Genomic DNA, 17,213 nt, shown 5'->3' with positions numbered 1-17,213 from the left:
CCAGGAGCTGTGCAAGCTGACCCACAGTCTTTGGACCTTCATCCAACAGCTTCACAATCTGATACCTGATAGGAACTCCCAACTCCCTCATGAGCCTGGACGCCCGGTAATCCTTTTCTTTCATTGCTGCATTCCTTTCACATTACCCATGTCTGCTGAATTATATGTTGATATGTGCACAATTGTCAACATATCGACATATTAGGCTGAGGAGGTATTGGGTTCTGGTCTTCGTCGGTTTTTCGAAAAAGTGAAATGGAGTATTGGTGGCTAACTTTTGTCCAGTCCGGACTCACGCCGGCGAAGCCCGACGCTTGTCCGTCGAAGCTAGCGAGAGCGAAGACGGGAAGTCAACCTAGACCCAGGCGGGCAAGAGCTAAAGAGCTTCTTGGCGCTCTCAAGCACCGTCCCCAAGACTAATGTTCCCCTACCCTGCACCTTTTCTATTACAACTTCATGCGAATACAGCAAAGCCTTAGAGTTATGCCTACTATGGAAGCTGGGATTACGGATCACATCTAGCGTTGGGGGAATTGTTTACGCAGCGTCAGCATTAGGTGAGCTGGAGAATTGCAAGCATGCTTCTCCGTTGCTGCCAGAAATACACATCGCTCTCTTTTTCAAGGATTTTGATGTCCACCTTTTTCCATTCGATTTCCCTGTCGTCCAAGAGGGTGCCGCGCCACTTTTTTTTGTTTCCTATGTCTAGCCACATCCTAACGGTATGGTCTACTATTCTGCTGACTGCGCCAAGACCTCCTGGCGATAGCGCTTCGAGCATACCCTGCTTGCTGTCTACACGAGGGAAAAAGAAATCAACCTTGTAGGTCTTGCCCGTTGAGCCAGTCACTTCGGTTCCCGGTTCATACATGACACCGTGGCTATCTAGGTAGCGCGAAACTTCTTCCACGAACTTCGCTGGTTGATAGGCGCGTGACATATATATCAGCTCAGATGTTGCTACACAGGCAGAGATAACATCAAACATGGCCTGGCCAATTTCACTCTTCGCGGTTCTCTTCTGAATCTGACCGTTCTCAATCTGCACGTTGAAGCGTTTCAGGATGTCTCCTAGAAGGTATCGCCCCTTTGTCGTGGTTCGCGGGTCATAACCCCAATTCAGCAGATGCCTTAGGGTTTCTCCAAGGTCGGTTACCTTCGCCCTGTCCCCTAGGCTTTCAGAAACCACGACTTCAACTAAATCGCCGTCTGGAAGAGCGTATGGCGATATAACCCAAAGCCTTCCCTCTGTTTCCCTGCACTGGAAATCACCCTTTAAGGTAGTCAAGTAGGCGGCGATGTAGTCCTTGCATTTCATAATCATTCCTTCTCGAATAATGCACTCTGTTTCTTGGGTAGCTCTTGCCATTTTCCGCTAAATGTGATGCCACATTGTCTGCAGAAAGCTCGAAACACTTCCTCCATCGTTTCAGTGCTGGCGCCTTTCGTAGTATACGCCCACATGCCACGACAAACGTCAGTCCACCTGTGTGTATGTGTCTCTTGATGCCATCGATTGGTGTCAGTGTGGGGGTTTACATGGCTACCTCTAACACAACATGCCCTAATGCGGTAGTAGCGGTACAGAAGTAAGTTTATGGAATACTTGCCCCTATCGCTATCATTGACAGTTATTCTAATCTCTAGGGCGATTTTGCGCTGGGGATGCTTCACATCGATCTTGGCTTCCCAGGTGTTGTAGTTTTGCTTCTTGTTCCACCTGATGTTATCGGTGATCTGCATTTCTTTCGTCAAGATACGTTCTACTTGACGCTCGGTTATCGGTAAATCGGGCATAATTGCAGCCAAAGCCAGCTTGTTGTGGTTGTTTTTTGCCAAATACAGAAAAACGCAGACTATACCTAACGCCAATATTGGCATCTTTCGTTTGAATGTCAAGTCTTTTCCTCACTACTCTATTTTTTCAAATGAAAATGCTACTTTTGTCATACCTAGACAAATCGCCTTTCAAATTAGGACACTACCAGATGATCGGGGTGCTTGACATCGGTGCTGATTTTGGGTAGAGTTCAGTTACGGCAGGGAAAGGCAAGTTGGAACCTCAGACAGTATCGGTTTTCTGGAGGCAGGTTTTGTCAGAAAGTTGTAAATCCTTCGCAAGGTCGGAGGGTCATGCACCGTCCCCAATCTCTCTCAAGAAGGGCATGAAGCCCTAGAGCCTGCCCGTAAAGGTATGGGCCTGTCTCCGCAGAGCATATGGCATCCGACTCACCTCGTTTGGACCTTCTGCGGCACGGATTGGATGACGATTTGGTGATGCTGCGTCACCAAGAAACTTGAAAAGGGGGTTAGGGGATGATGAAGGGCGAAGCACATGGAGGCCCATATGTATTTGAATGAATTACACATTGAGGGCTACAAGGGTTTTCGGAACCCTTTTTCCGTTTTTCTGCGAAAGGGTCTGAATGTGATTGTGGGAGAAAACGCCTCCGGCAAGACCGCTATCATTGACGCAATACGTCTTCTCCTTAGAGAGGACGAATTTGGCCACAGCCCAGTGACAGAATCCGATTTCCACCGCCCCTTTCATCCCTTGCAGGAAGCAGCGCAAGCCTTTCGTCTTCGAGCGGTTTTCGCTGACTTGTCGGATAAAGAACATGTCGCGTTCCTACCGTGGTCGGACATGGATGGAAACGCTTCGCTGGCGCTACTCGTGGATAACAAACCAAACCACCGAGGTCGCTACAAACGAACCCTTTGGGGCGGCGCGTCGCAGGCAAGCATGTTCGAGTGGGAACTGTTCGATACAATCAATTGTGTGTACCTGCCCCCTCTTCGTGATGCTGAAGCCAGACTATCTGAAGGGAAATCATCTAGGCTGGCCCGACTCCTGAAGAATCTGCAACGCCAGGCTATTCAGGAAGCAAAGCAGAAGGGTGAGCCACTGCCACTAGAAAAAGAGGTTCACGAGTTCAATAAGCAGCTGTCAAGCGATAAGGATGGACCAATCGCTCAGGCAAATAATCTGATCCGAACGCGCCTGCTCGAATCTCTTGGTTCAGTTTTTGGCCAGGATACGCATATCCAATTCAGCGAAGTCAGCTTCAGCCGGATCGTGGAAAGCCTGAGACTCTTGTTTTTTCCAAATATCGGAGGTGCATCTTCTCCAGCGGATTTCAGGGTGCTTGATGAAAACAGTTTGGGTTACAACAATTTGCTCTACCTCGCCACCGTTCTTGCTGAACTCACCGAAACTCATGACGAAACGGATTACCTTCGGGTGCTCTTGATTGAAGAACCTGAAGCCCACTTACATCCCCAACTCCAGATTCGTCTACTTAAGTATCTTGAGAACACCGCCAGAGACAAAAATGTCCAGGTAATCGTCACGACTCATTCGCCCGTTCTTGCCTCATCTGTTTCCCTGGACACGGTAATCCAACTATGTGTCGTGAATGAGATGCCGCGTGCCATTGCGCTACGTTCTTGCGGTCTCACCGATCATAGCAAGGCTTTTTTGAATCGGTGGCTCGACGCCACCAAGTCGACTTTGCTATTCGCTCGAGGCATCATCCTTGTTGAAGGTATTGGAGAGGCGATGTTACTGCCTGAGCTCGCGAAGATAGTATTGCGTGAACACAAGGAACTGCCGGAAACCCTGGAGGACGCAGGAGTGTCGGTCATCAACATGAATGGGATCTACTTCAAGCATTTCATGCAGTTGTTCGCTGACCTCTGCGAAAGTGGTTCTGAGAGCGTCCCTGTGCGTTGCGCTGGAATCACCGATAACGATCCACCGAAAGATTCAAAACCAACACCATCGAATCTCGCAAAGGGGGAGAACCCCGCTCTTAACCTTCAGGACGCTGCACGTGCATCTGAGCGGGCTAGGTTATATTCAAGCCCGCTCAAGACATTCGAATACGATCTCGCCATGGAAGGAAGCAACCTAAAGGTATTGATTCCCGTGGCCTTGTCGCTTGTGGACACCGATGGGAGCATCCGAGAGTATTATGAAGGGCTCACCCGAAAAAATTGGTGTACAGAATCGGAAGACAGTAGGGCGGATGCGTCAATGTATTTGCTCCAACATATTGATAAAGGTGAGTTTGCACAAGCGCTGGCTACCCAATTGGTGTTATCTAACGAGATAATTCCCGTTCCAGAGTACATACGCAAGGCAGTCATCTGGGCCTGTGGAGGCAACCCGGATGAATCGTGAGGAGAAGACCGAGTATCTTGCCGGCTTCATTTGCGGCAAGCCTTCTGATGTAACACCATCGGAGTGTCATTCCTCTTTGGGACGAACCAACCCATTATGCCGTGAGTATGAGACTTGCAGAATCGCAGAGAAATCAGAAGAGCAATTAGACTATGTCCTGTCATCTATTGAAAGCTGTGTGTTCTTGAAAGCATGTCCTGGCAGTGGCAAAACGGAAGTGGTAGGACTGAAGGCCGCATTCGAAATGATGCGATGGAAGAAAACGCCGGGAGGCATTGCCGTCCTGACATTCACCAACAATGCGGCCAAAGTCATTGAGAAGCGTGCAGGCCAATTCGCTGGCGCGAAGAAGATCGGGTATCCACACTTCATTGGCACAATTGACAGTTGGCTACATGGCTATATCGCCCATCCCTTTGCCCACATTGTGACGGGATATGATGGCAAAAATGAAGACCACTCAATTCGTGTAATAGATAGTGCGTCGCAAGCAGATTTCTTGAACGCCTTCAAGACAAGATACGTGTTCGGACAGACTGGCAAGCCAGCAGCGAATCACTACTACTTTGATACCCAAACCGGGAAATACATCTTTGCTTCTGGCACCCAAAGGATAGACGGTGCGAGAAATTCAGAGACTCTTGAAAAGTGGCAAGTAACTGACTTGGAAAAAACAAAAATGAGATTTGAAAAGGCGGGGTTTGCCACTTATCAGGACATCGAGCGCATTTGCTTTGAGCTTCTATCAGATAACGCGAGGTTTGCACTGCTTCTCTCTCGCCGCTTCCCTTTTATTGTCATAGACGAATGCCAAGACCTGTCTTGGCGACAGATACAAATTTTGGATGAGCTTCGATTGCAGGGGACAGCATTGCATTGTGTCGGCGATCTCAACCAAGCTATATACGAATTCAAGAAGGTCCTCCCGGAGAAGGTGGAGGAATACACGCAGGAAAAGAAATTCAACATCTTGCCCCTGTCGACCAATTATCGTAACTGTCAACCGATTGCCGACCTGTGTACCGCTCTTGTTGGCAATACAGACAATATTACGTCTATTCATGTAAGCACGCAGGAGTGCCCATGCGTCTGCGTGTCCTTCAAGAAAGACGAAATGATGAAATTGCCGGGCTGGTTTAGTGGCTATCTAGAACAATCCGGAATCGACAAGCAACGTTCTGCTGTCGTAACCAGGAGTTGGGCAAACGTCTCCAGGATGAGACCTGCAGATAGCGGGCAGATCAGAAATTATCAAGAAAGGTTGGCAATAGCCGTCCACCTTTGGAAGACAGGATGCCGTCAAGCGACCGAGGATGCACTCAAATTCTTCGGACGCTTTGTAACCGAGAAATTCTTTCCGAAGCAATCGACCAATGCCCGAGAGTACTATCGGCCCGAATCCATGGATTCTGCCTTGACATGGCGCCTGTTTCTGGCTGCAACCTTGTGCAAATGTTGCCAAGATGCGCGACTCAGTAACTTGGAGCAAAGTTGGACAGATTGGACCCAGGCCACAAGAGACAGAATGCATGAACACCTCAGCAAGAGCGTCAGTATATTCGGAGCAACTTTGTCAGACTGCGTTTTCCCTCCTTTGGTTGCGAGAAACAAAACGGGTGAGTCGTTGCCCTTATTTTCCACGCCACGGGGGAAACGCAACAACCAAGTCTTGAGGGCTTTCCCATCAAATTCCTCTGCTCATGAACAGTTGCGGATAACGACAATTCACAACGTCAAAGGGGAAACACTGGAAGCGCTGATGCTGGTGTCATCCCTTGATACACGCGGAACAAGTGATGGTTATTGGACAATGTGGCTCGATAATCCTGCCTCTGAAGCTACTCGGCTGGCTTATGTCGCCAGTTCTCGCCCTCGCCAACTACTGGTCTGGGCTATCCCTGATCCGTCCGAGGCGGAACTCGATAGGCTTATACAGCTTGGTTTCCACGTGCTGACGGCGCCTGAGGCGGCACTGCAGGAGACAAATGTATCTTGACGACGCTTCCGGTCGGCCGGAACGGCTTGCTCTTTGATAACTCCTTGATATTTGAAGGTTCCCGGTTAATAGCCGCACAACGAGAAAGGTTATGGAAAGGGTTGCGTCCGGGGAGCACTTCGACTCGCCTCGGAGGAACGCCGAGGCGCCTCAGTGCGAGCATGCGCCTTGCAAATCGGCCGAAGGACGGCGAGCCCCAGACCCTACAAAGCACCTTGAAAGCGGAGAAATCGCCAAGAACCCCGCCGCCTTCTACCCCAAATCAACCATCTTTCCCCACAGGAAGAAATCGGCTATAATGAGGACGATTGCGTACAGATAGCCTCAAAAGTTTATAAGTTTATGCCTGTCCCCGAGGGATGAACCGTTGCGGTTCGGGGGAATTGTGTCCAGTGCCCCAGCTATCCGAACCCGGCAGGGCATCGTGGATTCACGGGTTCCGTCAACGCGAGACTCACAGGCCCGAACCTGCGGCATATTCGATCAAACGCTGGTGCAATTTAACCATAGCCAGCGTATCTTGTTTACAGTACTCCAGCAGATTCCTTTTCGCTGCTTCGGCCTCCTTCTTGTCAAACTTGCCGTGTGCCAGCCACGCAAAAGTCGCAATGGCTGCATCACCATCGCCTATTTCCAGGGCTTCATAAGACAGGTCGGACACCAGGACTGGGAGCACCCTCTTTATCGACAGGCTCCCGTGGAAATCTGGGTGGTAGAAGTTCCTTCTGATGATCGCTTGAAGATCAACCATTCGGTCAATCAAGGAACTCAGATCTTGAGAGAGGTCAGGGCAAACATCAATGAGAGATTTAATGATAGTCTTTTCGAAATTGGAATAAACAATGATACTTCCCTCTCCTTTGAGATGCTCAATTAGTCTCTCTGCGAGCTCTCTTCTGCAGTCCTCCTGTGGGGAAGCTAGATACTCGAAGTGCTCGTCAACTTGACCCGGCTTCGGGCACCTATGGATGGAGTACTGCGTCGGAATCTGCGCATAAGGTGCGATATCTGGATACAGAGGTATTGCTGTCAGTACTGTCTCAAAGTCCAAATAGAAGGCTGGCCAGTGGACAGATCCCAACTCCCCGGCTAAGCTTGGTGCGACAAAGGGCTTCTTTGACTGGACACAAGCCCTCACTCTTGACTGATTCTCTGTGAGCGAAAAGGTTCTCGGGATGCCCTCTATGGACATGATCCCCTGCTCCACCAGTCCGGCAAACTTGGCCTGCCTGATTCGGGGAATCTCGAATATGGGATTCTCCACGTTCTTACCTAAACACTCCTTGAACAGAGGGCAAGTGCGGCACTCAAACTGGAGTTTAGGTTCTGGCATTTCTGGCTGTCTGGTAATCCTTTCGATCTCCTCCCAGCAAAGGCCGAACCCATCAATGGCTTCAAGAACTTCTCCTCTATGATCCACCTGGACGAATAGGCTCTCGTTAGGCATACCCAAGCGGAACTCTTTCGAAATCAGCATTAGAGACACATTTGAGACACCGTACCCTGATCTCTGAACAACCATCCCAGTATAGGCCATATCGCCGATGAATTCTGCCTTGTCGTTCAGGCTCGACTTGACCTCAACAAGATGCCACCCATCCTTCGTCCGATCCAATATGTCGGCTTTGGCTATGTACGAATCTATCATAAATGTCGCTTCAAAAATCGCCTGAGTAGCAGGGTTACCCATCAGCGCAGCGGTGTTCTCAACTGCGGATTGTAGGTCTTCCTTTTCAACTAGAGCTCCGTCCGGCCAAAGCTCCCTGGCTCTCTTGCCGACCTCGAGACCCTGCTCCATTCGGAACTTCTCTCCCATGGTTGCAGGCTTTGAGACGCGCTCAATCCTCATCAGCCACCCCAAGGCCGGGCAAACAACACTGTTGAGGAACAACTGTTTTGTTATGTAACGCGGCTTCTTTTGACCCACTTACCCTTTGCTCCAGATTATGTTTCTGGCACTCCTGAAAATCGCCTAGCAACGATAATTGACATCTGGGTAGCCTGCAAGCGCCCTCCAACCGCACCTGACCTTCAGAATCAGGTACTCAGCAATCTCCACGAAATGTCAAATACCGTCTTCTGGTCTTCTTTCAGCAAGACTAGAAACTAGCTCCGGCGGATTCGGACGAATCTGCCGTTTGTGCCTCGTCTGAACGGACTTGCTCGTACACTTGCTTGAGGAGCCACTTGCTGACGATATCCCGGAATTCCTCCTCGTTCATATACTTAGAGGTTATCTCCTCATTCTGTTCCATTCTGTCGATGAAGAGGCCCTCAAGCGCTTCCAGAAAAACGTATCCGAAATTCTCCATAGTGTTGGCGAGCGCAGCTTGGCGAAGGTTTGTGTTCGCCGCGGCGTCTTCCCGGATGGAGTCGATGAAAAGCTGGTCTGCAGGCTTGAATTCGGTGCCGAACCGTTCGTTGAGGATGTCGATCAGCCGGGAAAGCTCGATCTGCACGTCGTGGGGAGCACCTGTGCCAACGGACGTCGGACCTGAGACCGTTTCTATTTTGCCGGGTTTCAAGTCGATCAAACCCTCGCTGATCTTCTGAAGCCGGTAGTATTTGAGAGCCACCTCGTCGTCGAAACTGTAGACAGGTCCACGACGCTTGGGTAGCTTGGTCAATAGGAAACGGATGTAGGAGTATAGTTTTTCAAGATCAGAGTCTTGGAATGGGATCACCTGCGCGAGGAAGGCATAGAGATTCCGGTACGCTACGAGCGTCTTGCGGAATTCCTCTTGGATCTCTTCCTCAAGTTTAGAGTAACGGTTGACAGCCGGGTCGAGACACGCATTCATCCGGGCATGATCACCCGCGGTTTGGTCCTTGCGGGGTTTGTAGAAGACCCTGGCGAACTCTTCGACTTCGGACTTGTGGTACACCTGCTGAGCGTCCAGCTTGGCTTGGAGCTCATACAATTGCTGTGCCTCCACGCGCTCGCCGACGAGCGCCTGCTCGTAGTAAGGCTGGAACGCAGTCAGTATTTCATCCGGCTCGTTCACGAAATCCAGCACAAATGTGTCCTCCTTGCCGGGATGTGTTCGGTTCAGGCGAGAGAGGGTCTGAACAGCCTGAATCCCTGCCAGCCGTTTGTCCACGTACATGGTGTGCAGCAGTGGCTGGTCGAAACCCGTCTGGTATTTCTCGGCGACAACTAGAACTTGGTATTCATCTGTCGCGAACTTCTCAGGCAACTCCTTCTCCCGAATGCCCTCGTTCAGGCTGACTTCCGTGTATTCAACACCCGGGATGTCCGGATCGACCACCCTGCCAGAAAATGCGACGAGCGTCTTGATACCGTTATAGCCTTTCTCGGCGATGTACTTGTCGAACGCCTGCCTATAGCGCACGGCGTGAAGCCGGCTCGACGTAACCACCATCGCCTTAGCCTTACCTCCGATTCTGTGCATAGTGAAATGGTGGAAATGCTCCACCATGACTTCGGTCTTCTGGCCGATATTGTGTGGATGTAGGCTCAAGAAGCGTGCCAGGGCCCGTGCAGCCTTGCGCTTGTTCACCTTCGGATCATCCTCAATAGATTTGATGAGTCGATAGTAAGTCTTGTAGGTTGTATAATGCTTAAGCACGTCAAGAATAAAGTTCTCCTCAATCGCTTGGCGCATGCTGTAGAGGTGGAAAGGAAGTGGCTTGCCATCTGAGTCTGGCCGGCCAAAAACCTCCAGAGTCCTGTACTTCGGCGTGGCCGTGAATGCGAAAAAGGAGATATTGGGCTGGCGTCCGCGCTTGACCATGGTGCGGAGGATCTCTTCTTCGTAGTCCGGCAGACTCTCTGCAGCTACATACTTCTCAGCCTTTTCACCAATGACCGCTCCTGCCAAAACTGCCTTGAGTTCTGTAGACAACTCGCCGCCCTGTGAGCTGTGGGCCTCATCAACGATGACGGCGTACTTTTGCTTGGGCAGATCACCGATTTTCTCTGTCACAAAGGGGAACTTCTGGAGTGTGGTGATTACGATAGGCACGCCGGTGGCGAGTGCTTGGGCAAGTTGCGTAGAATCAATGTCAATCTTTTGCACCACGCCTTGCTTATGCTCGAACTGGTAGATCGTGTTCTGAAGCTGCTGGTCGAGCACGACTCGGTCGGTCACGACGACAATCGAGTCAAAAATCTTCTCGTCCTTGTCGTCGTAGAGAGTGACTAGCCGATGCGCGAGCCAGGCGATAGAATTGCTCTTGCCGCTTCCGGCGGAGTGCTGGACGAGGTAGTTTGTGCCCGTACCCTTCCCCCGTGCATCGGCGACGAGCTTCCGTACACAGTCAAGCTGGTGGTAGCGCGGGAAGACCATCTTCTCACGCTTGACGGGCTTCCCCCTGAGCTTTCTCTCTTCCACCTGGAGGTGAATGAACCGCGCCAGGATGTCCAAGAAGCTGTACCGCTCCAGAATCTCCTCCCACAGGTAGGCGGTCTTGTAGCCACCGGGGTTGTCTGGGTTACCAGCGCCGGTGCCGCAGCCCTTGTTGAAAGGAAGGAAGCGTGTGTTCCGGCCTAGAAGACGCGTTGTCATGTACGCTTCGTCCGTATCCACGGCAAAGTGCACGATTGCACGTTTCTTAAACTGGAAGATGAGGTCGACAAGATCGCGGTCATTCTTGTATTGTGCGACGGCGTCACGACACGTCTGGCCTGTCATGGGATTCTTGAGCTCAGCTGTAGCAACCGGGATACCGTTCAGGCTCAGGACCACGTCAATAGTGTTGCTGTGTCTGTCCGAGTAGCGGAGCTGGCGCGTAATCGTGAGGTGGTTTGCAGAGTAGAGTCTCTGCGTGTCCGGGTTGAGGCCGCTCGCCGGGGCGAAATAGGCTGCACGAAAGAGCTTTCCGAAGCACTTGAATCCATGGCGCAGGGCGGAAAGACATCCCTCGTGCTCGGAGCCTAGTGCACGGCACAGGTCGTCAAGCAAGGTCTCCCCGGCCTTGTCTTTCTGCAGGTTCTCCAAATACTCCCACTCCTTGGGTTGGGTCTCCCGGACAAAAGCAAGAAAGACTCCCGGATCGATGCCTCGGTCGCGATCAAAGGCATCCCTGTCGCCGGGCTCGTAACCGCCAGCCGCGATCAAGTGATTCTCGATGGCAGTTTCGAAGGCCTCCTCTGTGTGTTGCGAGGGCATCAGCCGACCTCCCTGGACTGGGGGAGGACGCCAGCAAATAGAATTCCGTCTGCACCGATGCTCACCTTAGCATCGGATTCTTGCTCAAGGTTCCTGATCAGCATCGCGGTCACTTCTGGCGCTCTACTTGGATGCTCATAGATTTCTTTGGGTAACCCCACGCGTACGCTTTGTCCGTACAGCTCAGCATCTGCTACCTCGAACGCGAGTTCTGCGAAGACCTCCGTTTGTGTATGGCTGCCGCTCAAATGGTCGATGAACGGACGATAGTAGTCTTGGAAGTATCCAGGTTCATCGATCTTCCATGAAACCGTGGAAAAGTCATCGTTGCTAGGCGGATCGATGAGCTCAATCTTTAACGGGACGTCAAAAAGACGCACTATGCAGGCAGACCGGGTCTCGGGGCACACACCATTGACTGAGTCTACTCGCGTGGCTTGGAATTTGGCGTCCCGTCTCAGACGTGTCTCGACATTGTGTGAACGGCCCTTTGACTCTAGCACGTGCCATGCACCCCTCTGATCCCGACCCAAGAAATCACCCCTTTTGCGTGTCCCTGGCGAAGTAATGACGACACCGCAAGAGTGTAGATGGTCGACATACGCAAGCCACGAGACGCCGAGTTTTCGTTCAGCGGTGAGCTTCGTAAAACTCACGCCAAGCCAATAGCTTGTCGTAGCCTTCTCGGACTGTTCTAAACAATGGAAGGATTCTGCTAGACCCCAGTTGCCCCTATTCGATTGAAGACAAGCCATAGATATCAGTGCCCTGCCCAAGCGTGGTAAGAGAGTACGCCAGCCATGCCGGACGAGATCCAGTGGGCCCTGCGCGCCGACAGTTATGATTGCTCGTACGATATCCAACATGGAGACACGTTCTGTTGACTGTCCATTAACGTGGGCATAAGCACCAGAGAAGTTGCTCGCGTATATCTCGACGTTTGACACCTCCCACCCGCTCCGCACACCTATGCTGCTTGCATTCATCCTACGGCCCACTTGTGCACGTCAATTTTCCCTGTCACCGCAGCAGCGATGAGCGCCGTGCGGTACTCCCGGAGTAGGTCTATGCTGCTTCGGATCCTAGAAATGAATTCATCTAAGGGCACAGTACTCCTGTCGAGGTATCTCGCAATACCCAACTGTTCGGACTCGGGGGGAAAAGGGAACCTAACCTCGCCCAGATCTTCGCGATTTATCTTTGGCATGGCGACCCGCATCGATTCATCAACCGCGAGCTTGGTAAAAACATCGCTAAGAAGGAGGTAGAGCAGGTAGTTGGAAACATATCCCCGCTTCGGAACCATTGCGTACATGTCAGCACTGCAAATTCCGTTCTCCGGTGCTATACACGCTTTTGACAGTTCAGGTCGAATCTTACTGTAGAGGACATCGCCTGTGCGGAATACGTATTTGCTGCTTAGAGCACCTTGGTCCTCGGCCGTTGCTGCTGACAGAATCCTTCCTGTCCTCGTTTCGATATGGTTAGGTGCTATCAAAAGCATCGCTGCATACTGTTGGACACGGGGATCGACTTGGCCACCGCGGATGAAAAGCACATGCTTCATTCTTCTTATCTCCCAGTGCACTGGAATCTCCCCCAGCCATTCCATGCCGGAATCTTTCATCTTGACATCCGGATTTAGGCCTTTGGTGACAGCGTGGCTGATCAGGGCGGCGCGCTTTTCCCGCAGGAGCCCAATCTGACGTCGCTTCTTCTCGATGAGCCCGTCGATATGTGCGGTTTCACGGTTCAGGAATTCGGCTATGGTTCGCTGCTCTTTTACCGATGGGATTGGAAAAGCAAACTCAACAAAGACGTTCTGGTAGAGATGCGAGATTGTTGCACCCGATTTTGAATATTCCATGTACCTTGTGAACGAGTCAGATTGCATTAACCAGTAGAGAAACGCTGTGGTAAGGCCATTTGTGACCGGGCGTATAAGGAATATGCCGCTATTCAGACAGGCTTTGTCGGGGGCCTCGCGTACAATGGCGACTTTTCCTATGGTCCCGTCCTTCGTGATCAACAAATCCCCTTCGCGTACTTGTATGTTGGGATCCAGGCTGTAACGCTCCTCAGACACATGGTAACACGAGTCCCAATCGATTCTGCCTCTCCGAAAGTCTGTCCCTGTAACGAGGTGTGGTCCACTGTCGGTGAATTCATCCGAACGTAGGCCCTGCCAACCTATCCGCCCCTTTACGTGGCTCGTGTGTTTGAGACGCTTGATTTCCCAATCATGGGGCGTGTCATCCAGCCAGGGTTTGGTGGTGGGTCTATAGATTGGATAAGGCCGCCACTTCATTCAGTAACCTGCCTCAGCATGTCAGTGATTCCTTTCTCCGTCTCCTTTAGGTCTGCCTCGATCTCCTCGAGCGGACGTGGAGGTGTGTACTTGTAGAAGTATCGGTTGAAGTTGATCTCATAGCCGATCTTGGTTTTGGTTTCGTCGACCCAGGCATCGGGTACGTGCGGCAGGACTTCACGCCGCATGTACTCATCGACGTCTTCCTTGAGGGGTGCGTTTTCGTAATCCCGCAGTTCGGGGTCCGGCTCCGGGTTGCCCTTCGAATCTGTACAGAGATCGGCGGTCTCGTCCCGCTTGGCCAAGGCCATGAGGATTGCCTTGAATAGAGGAGTCGGGATCTTGAGTCCAGCTTCCTTGAACGCTGTCTCCAATCGAGGCTTGAATGTTTCCCGGCTTCTGACGATACTTGCGCTGGAGAGAGCATCTAGCGCTTTCAGAATTGAATCCTGCAGCACCTTGCCCGCGGCGATTTCCGCCTCGGCAGCCTTCGTATCCTTCCGCTTCCTGCTCTTGGCTAGACTTAAGAATGCCTTGGATTCGCTGACCCGGGCAAGACGCTCTTCGGTGACCGCGAAGCTGAGCTTCAAAGGACGCTCGACGGTAACCCGCCGATAACCGAAATCCGCATTGTCCAAGATGCGCACGAAGTCACCTTCCACAAATTCACCATACATACGGGTGATTTCGTCGCGTTGGTCCTCGGCAATTTCGTGACGCTTGTTCCCTAAGCTCTTGCGCATCTTCTTGAAGAAGCTCGTAGCGTCAACAAGTTGCACCTTGCCCCTGCGGTGTTTCTCTCTGCGGTTTGTAACAATCCAGAGGTATGTGTAGATACCAGTGTTGTAGAACAGCTGGTCGGGCAAGGCGACGACCGCCTCCAACCAGTCGTTCTCAATGACCCACCGGCGTATCTCACTCTCGCCGGAGCCCGCGGAGCCCGTGAACAGGGGCGAGCCATTGAAGACGATAGCTAGGCGCATGCCCCCATCCTTCGCATCCTTCATCTTGCTGATCATGTGCTGAAGGAAGAGCAGCGCCCCATCATTGATGCGCGGCAGCCCTGCACCGAAACGTCCCCCGAAGCCCTGTTCCTCGTGTTCCTTCTTTACGAAATCCACTTCCGGCTTCCACTCAACGCCGAAGGGCGGATTGGCTAGCATATAGTCGAAGGTGTGACGTGGGAAGTGATCCTCTGTGAAGCTGTCGCCGAAGCGGATGTGATCGATGTTCTGGCCCTTAATCATCATATCCGATCCGCAGATCGCATATGCTTGGTCGTTGTAGTCCTGGCCGAACACTTCAAGACGGGCGTCGGGGTTCAGTTTCCGTAGGTGGTGTTCAGCGACCGAGAGCATGCCTCCAGTGCCGCAGGCAGGGTCGTAGAGGGTTTTCACTATACCCTTGGTGGTGAGTACTTCTGTGTCAGGGAGGAAGAGAAGATCCACCATAAGTCGAATTACCTCACGGGGCGTGAAGTGGTCCCCAGCTTCCTCGTTACTGGCCTCATTGAACCTCCTGATGAGCTCTTCGAAGACATAGCCCATCTCGATGTTTGGCACCGCGTCTGGGTGTAGGTCGATTTCACGGAACTTCTGGACAAGAAGATACAGGCGGTCAGCCTTGTCAAGCTTAGCAATGTGTTCCTCAAAACCGAAGTGCTCGATAATCCCTCGGGCGACACTGGAGAATCCCTTTATGTAGTTCGTTAAGTTAGCAGCGATATTGTTGGGATCACCTTTTAGGCTCTCAAAGGTGAAGCGGCTCGTGTTGTGGAAGGCCTGGCCAGCGACCCTATTGAGGATTGGCTCAAGATTCTTCACCTTCCCGCCCTTCAGCTTCTTGAGTTTGTCCAGTACTTTGTGCTTTGTGGGCTCCAAGACACAATCTAAACGACGTAGAACTGTCATAGGCAGCATTACATCCTTGTACTGGTTAGGACGGTAGGGGCCACGGAGGAGCTCCGCCACCGACCAGATGAAATTGGCTTTTTCGCTGAAGTTATTCACAGTCGCACTCGCCTCTATTGTTTTTCTGTGCCACGGCGAATGACCGCCCTCAGACTCATCAAAAGCCCCAGTGTATCAATGTTACAGGGACAACACGTGTCAACCTTGGATATGAGAAGCCCTTGCATTTCGGACTGGCCCCCTGGCTTTGCGTTTGGCCTTTGCCTGTGCTGTACTGATGGAATCGTAGCAAAATGGGCCGAAGAACACAAGCACTTAATCCATTCCCCTGCCACGAAATTCCACCTCCCCTACTCCTCGAAAATCGAAATTCGAAGATCGAAAATCGAAAATCGGAACCAGGCAAACCCGAAAATGCGAAATTCCACTCCGCACTTCCCCACACTTTCGAAATTAGGAAACTAGAGACCTTGCCGGAGATTGCTTCCCCACCTTCGGTGGGTCGCAATGACATGTTCTTTTTTTCTGGTGAGTGAGGTGAGTTATCACACCCTCTCTCAAGAAGGTTTTTTATCTCATCCTCAGGGTCCTGCGAGACAGCGTGAACTTCTCTGATGCTACTTCGAGAGGCGCCTGGCCTGGCTTCTTTACAATTAGCACTACCTTCCAAGTACCTAATCCTCCCTTTCTTGCAAGCTGTCTGAGCCTTTTGACATCCAGACTACTAGAGCAATAGATTATATGCTGCGGAGGCCCACATCTTCTCGACTGCCCCCACTCATTTTCTCTAACTGCTTTCCCGCGTGGACCTATGAATACGAGTCTCACCTTTGTATCAGGGTCGTCAAGATGGCCTCCAGGGATGTAGTACTCAAAGATCATGTCTTTCGTATCGAATCTAACATAGGCCTCATCCGGCCAAGATTCTGGTATTCTGTGCGTGTGACCCGTGCACCCGATTAGAAATCCGCAAAGCAGTGCTACGCCCATCCACGCCGGTCTTCTCCAATTCACAGTCTGTATCCTGGATTTCATATTTCCCTACATTTAATGGGAGTGTCGCTTGCACAACATGTACGACTACGCCCCTGACAGAAGAATCGTAGCAAAATGGGCCGAAGAACACAAGCACCAAATACCATGATCCTCCCCAGGAGATTCCACCGCCCAGCATACGAAATTGCGAAAATCCACTCCCCACCAACCCAACCCCTTCGAAATTACGAAATTGAAGACCTTGCCTACCCACCCGAAGATCGAAAATCGGGCAACAACCCTCCCCCCCTACCGGAAATTGAGAAACTAAGAAATTCAGAAATTGAAGACCTTGCCGGAGATTGCTTCGAGTTGCCACTGGCAACTCTCGCAATGACCCGTCTACGTCTTTGTTGACTTCGCCGGGCAGGCACATTTTTGCGATGGGTAAGGAATCGGGGGAAAGCAGATTCTTCGTCGGCCTAGCGGCCTCCTCCAGAATGACATGCTGTTTTCGGGGATGAGAGTGGGGTTTTCGTCCTTCGGCCTTGCTCCCCTCGACTCCGCCCGATTACGTCGTTCCTGACTTCGACGGGCTACGCCCCACAATGCCCTCGGTGGCTTCGTCGGGTTATCGCCAATACACGAAGATCGAAAATCGGTCTTCAACCTTCCCCACCTCCGCCACCAGGCCTAAGAAGGCCCGAGC

Annotated in this window: 10 protein-coding genes; 2 read left to right on the top strand and 8 right to left on the bottom strand. The window is 51.6% G+C overall.

The window, feature by feature from the left end:
• Window positions 1-124, bottom strand: a 124-nt coding sequence (locus tag E3J62_09975) for an ArsR family transcriptional regulator (GenBank protein TET44561.1), incomplete at its 3' end; no start/stop codon positions are given.
• A 429-nt stretch (window positions 125-553) separates the two neighbouring features.
• Window positions 554-1,369, bottom strand: coding sequence for a DUF1828 domain-containing protein (locus tag E3J62_09970; protein TET44560.1), 816 nt, complete (start codon window positions 1,367-1,369; stop codon window positions 554-556).
• A 978-nt stretch (window positions 1,370-2,347) separates the two neighbouring features.
• Between E3J62_09970 and E3J62_09965 the strand changes: the two genes are divergently transcribed.
• Together E3J62_09965 and E3J62_09960 are read left to right on the top strand one after the other, a co-directional pair.
• Window positions 2,348-4,183 carry a DUF2813 domain-containing protein gene (locus tag E3J62_09965; protein ID TET44559.1) on the top strand — a complete coding sequence of 612 codons (1,836 nt, stop codon included), beginning with the start codon at window positions 2,348-2,350 and terminating at the stop codon, window positions 4,181-4,183.
• Window positions 4,173-6,179 carry an ATP-dependent helicase gene (locus tag E3J62_09960; GenBank protein ID TET44558.1) on the top strand — a complete coding sequence of 669 codons (2,007 nt, stop codon included), beginning with the start codon at window positions 4,173-4,175 and terminating at the stop codon, window positions 6,177-6,179. The genes E3J62_09965 and E3J62_09960 overlap by 11 nt, the downstream gene beginning before the upstream one ends.
• A gap of 454 nt (window positions 6,180-6,633) precedes the next feature.
• On the opposite strand, the gene E3J62_09955 is transcribed toward E3J62_09960, so the two are convergent.
• From E3J62_09955 to E3J62_09930, 6 genes are all read right to left on the bottom strand, one after another.
• Window positions 6,634-8,028 carry a DUF2779 domain-containing protein gene (locus E3J62_09955; GenBank protein TET44557.1) on the bottom strand — a complete coding sequence of 465 codons (1,395 nt, stop codon included), beginning with the start codon at window positions 8,026-8,028 and terminating at the stop codon, window positions 6,634-6,636.
• Between the two features lie 250 nt (window positions 8,029-8,278).
• Window positions 8,279-11,311: a type I restriction endonuclease subunit R gene (locus E3J62_09950; protein TET44556.1), complete on the bottom strand. Its 3,033-nt coding sequence runs from the start codon at window positions 11,309-11,311 to the stop codon at window positions 8,279-8,281.
• Window positions 11,311-12,297 (bottom strand): hypothetical protein, encoded by a 987-nt coding sequence (locus E3J62_09945; GenBank protein TET44555.1) that lies wholly within the window; start codon window positions 12,295-12,297, stop codon window positions 11,311-11,313. Before E3J62_09945 ends, E3J62_09950 begins: the two co-directional genes overlap by 1 nt.
• Window positions 12,294-13,619 carry a restriction endonuclease subunit S gene (locus E3J62_09940; GenBank protein TET44554.1) on the bottom strand — a complete coding sequence of 442 codons (1,326 nt, stop codon included), beginning with the start codon at window positions 13,617-13,619 and terminating at the stop codon, window positions 12,294-12,296. The genes E3J62_09945 and E3J62_09940 overlap by 4 nt, the downstream gene beginning before the upstream one ends.
• Window positions 13,616-15,628 carry an SAM-dependent DNA methyltransferase gene (locus E3J62_09935; protein ID TET44553.1) on the bottom strand — a complete coding sequence of 671 codons (2,013 nt, stop codon included), beginning with the start codon at window positions 15,626-15,628 and terminating at the stop codon, window positions 13,616-13,618. The genes E3J62_09940 and E3J62_09935 overlap by 4 nt, the downstream gene beginning before the upstream one ends.
• A gap of 471 nt (window positions 15,629-16,099) precedes the next feature.
• A complete protein-coding gene (locus E3J62_09930) occupies window positions 16,100-16,564 on the bottom strand; it encodes a hypothetical protein (protein TET44552.1) in 465 nt (154 codons plus the stop codon).
• Between the last annotated feature and the right edge of the window lie 649 nt (window positions 16,565-17,213).

This window comes from candidate division TA06 bacterium (genome assembly GCA_004376575.1).
Lineage (GTDB): Bacteria > Hydrothermota > DG-26 > E44-bin18 > E44-bin18 > E44-bin18.
The sequence above is the reverse complement of the archived record's forward strand: the minus strand, read 5'-3'. Positions and strand labels throughout refer to the sequence as shown.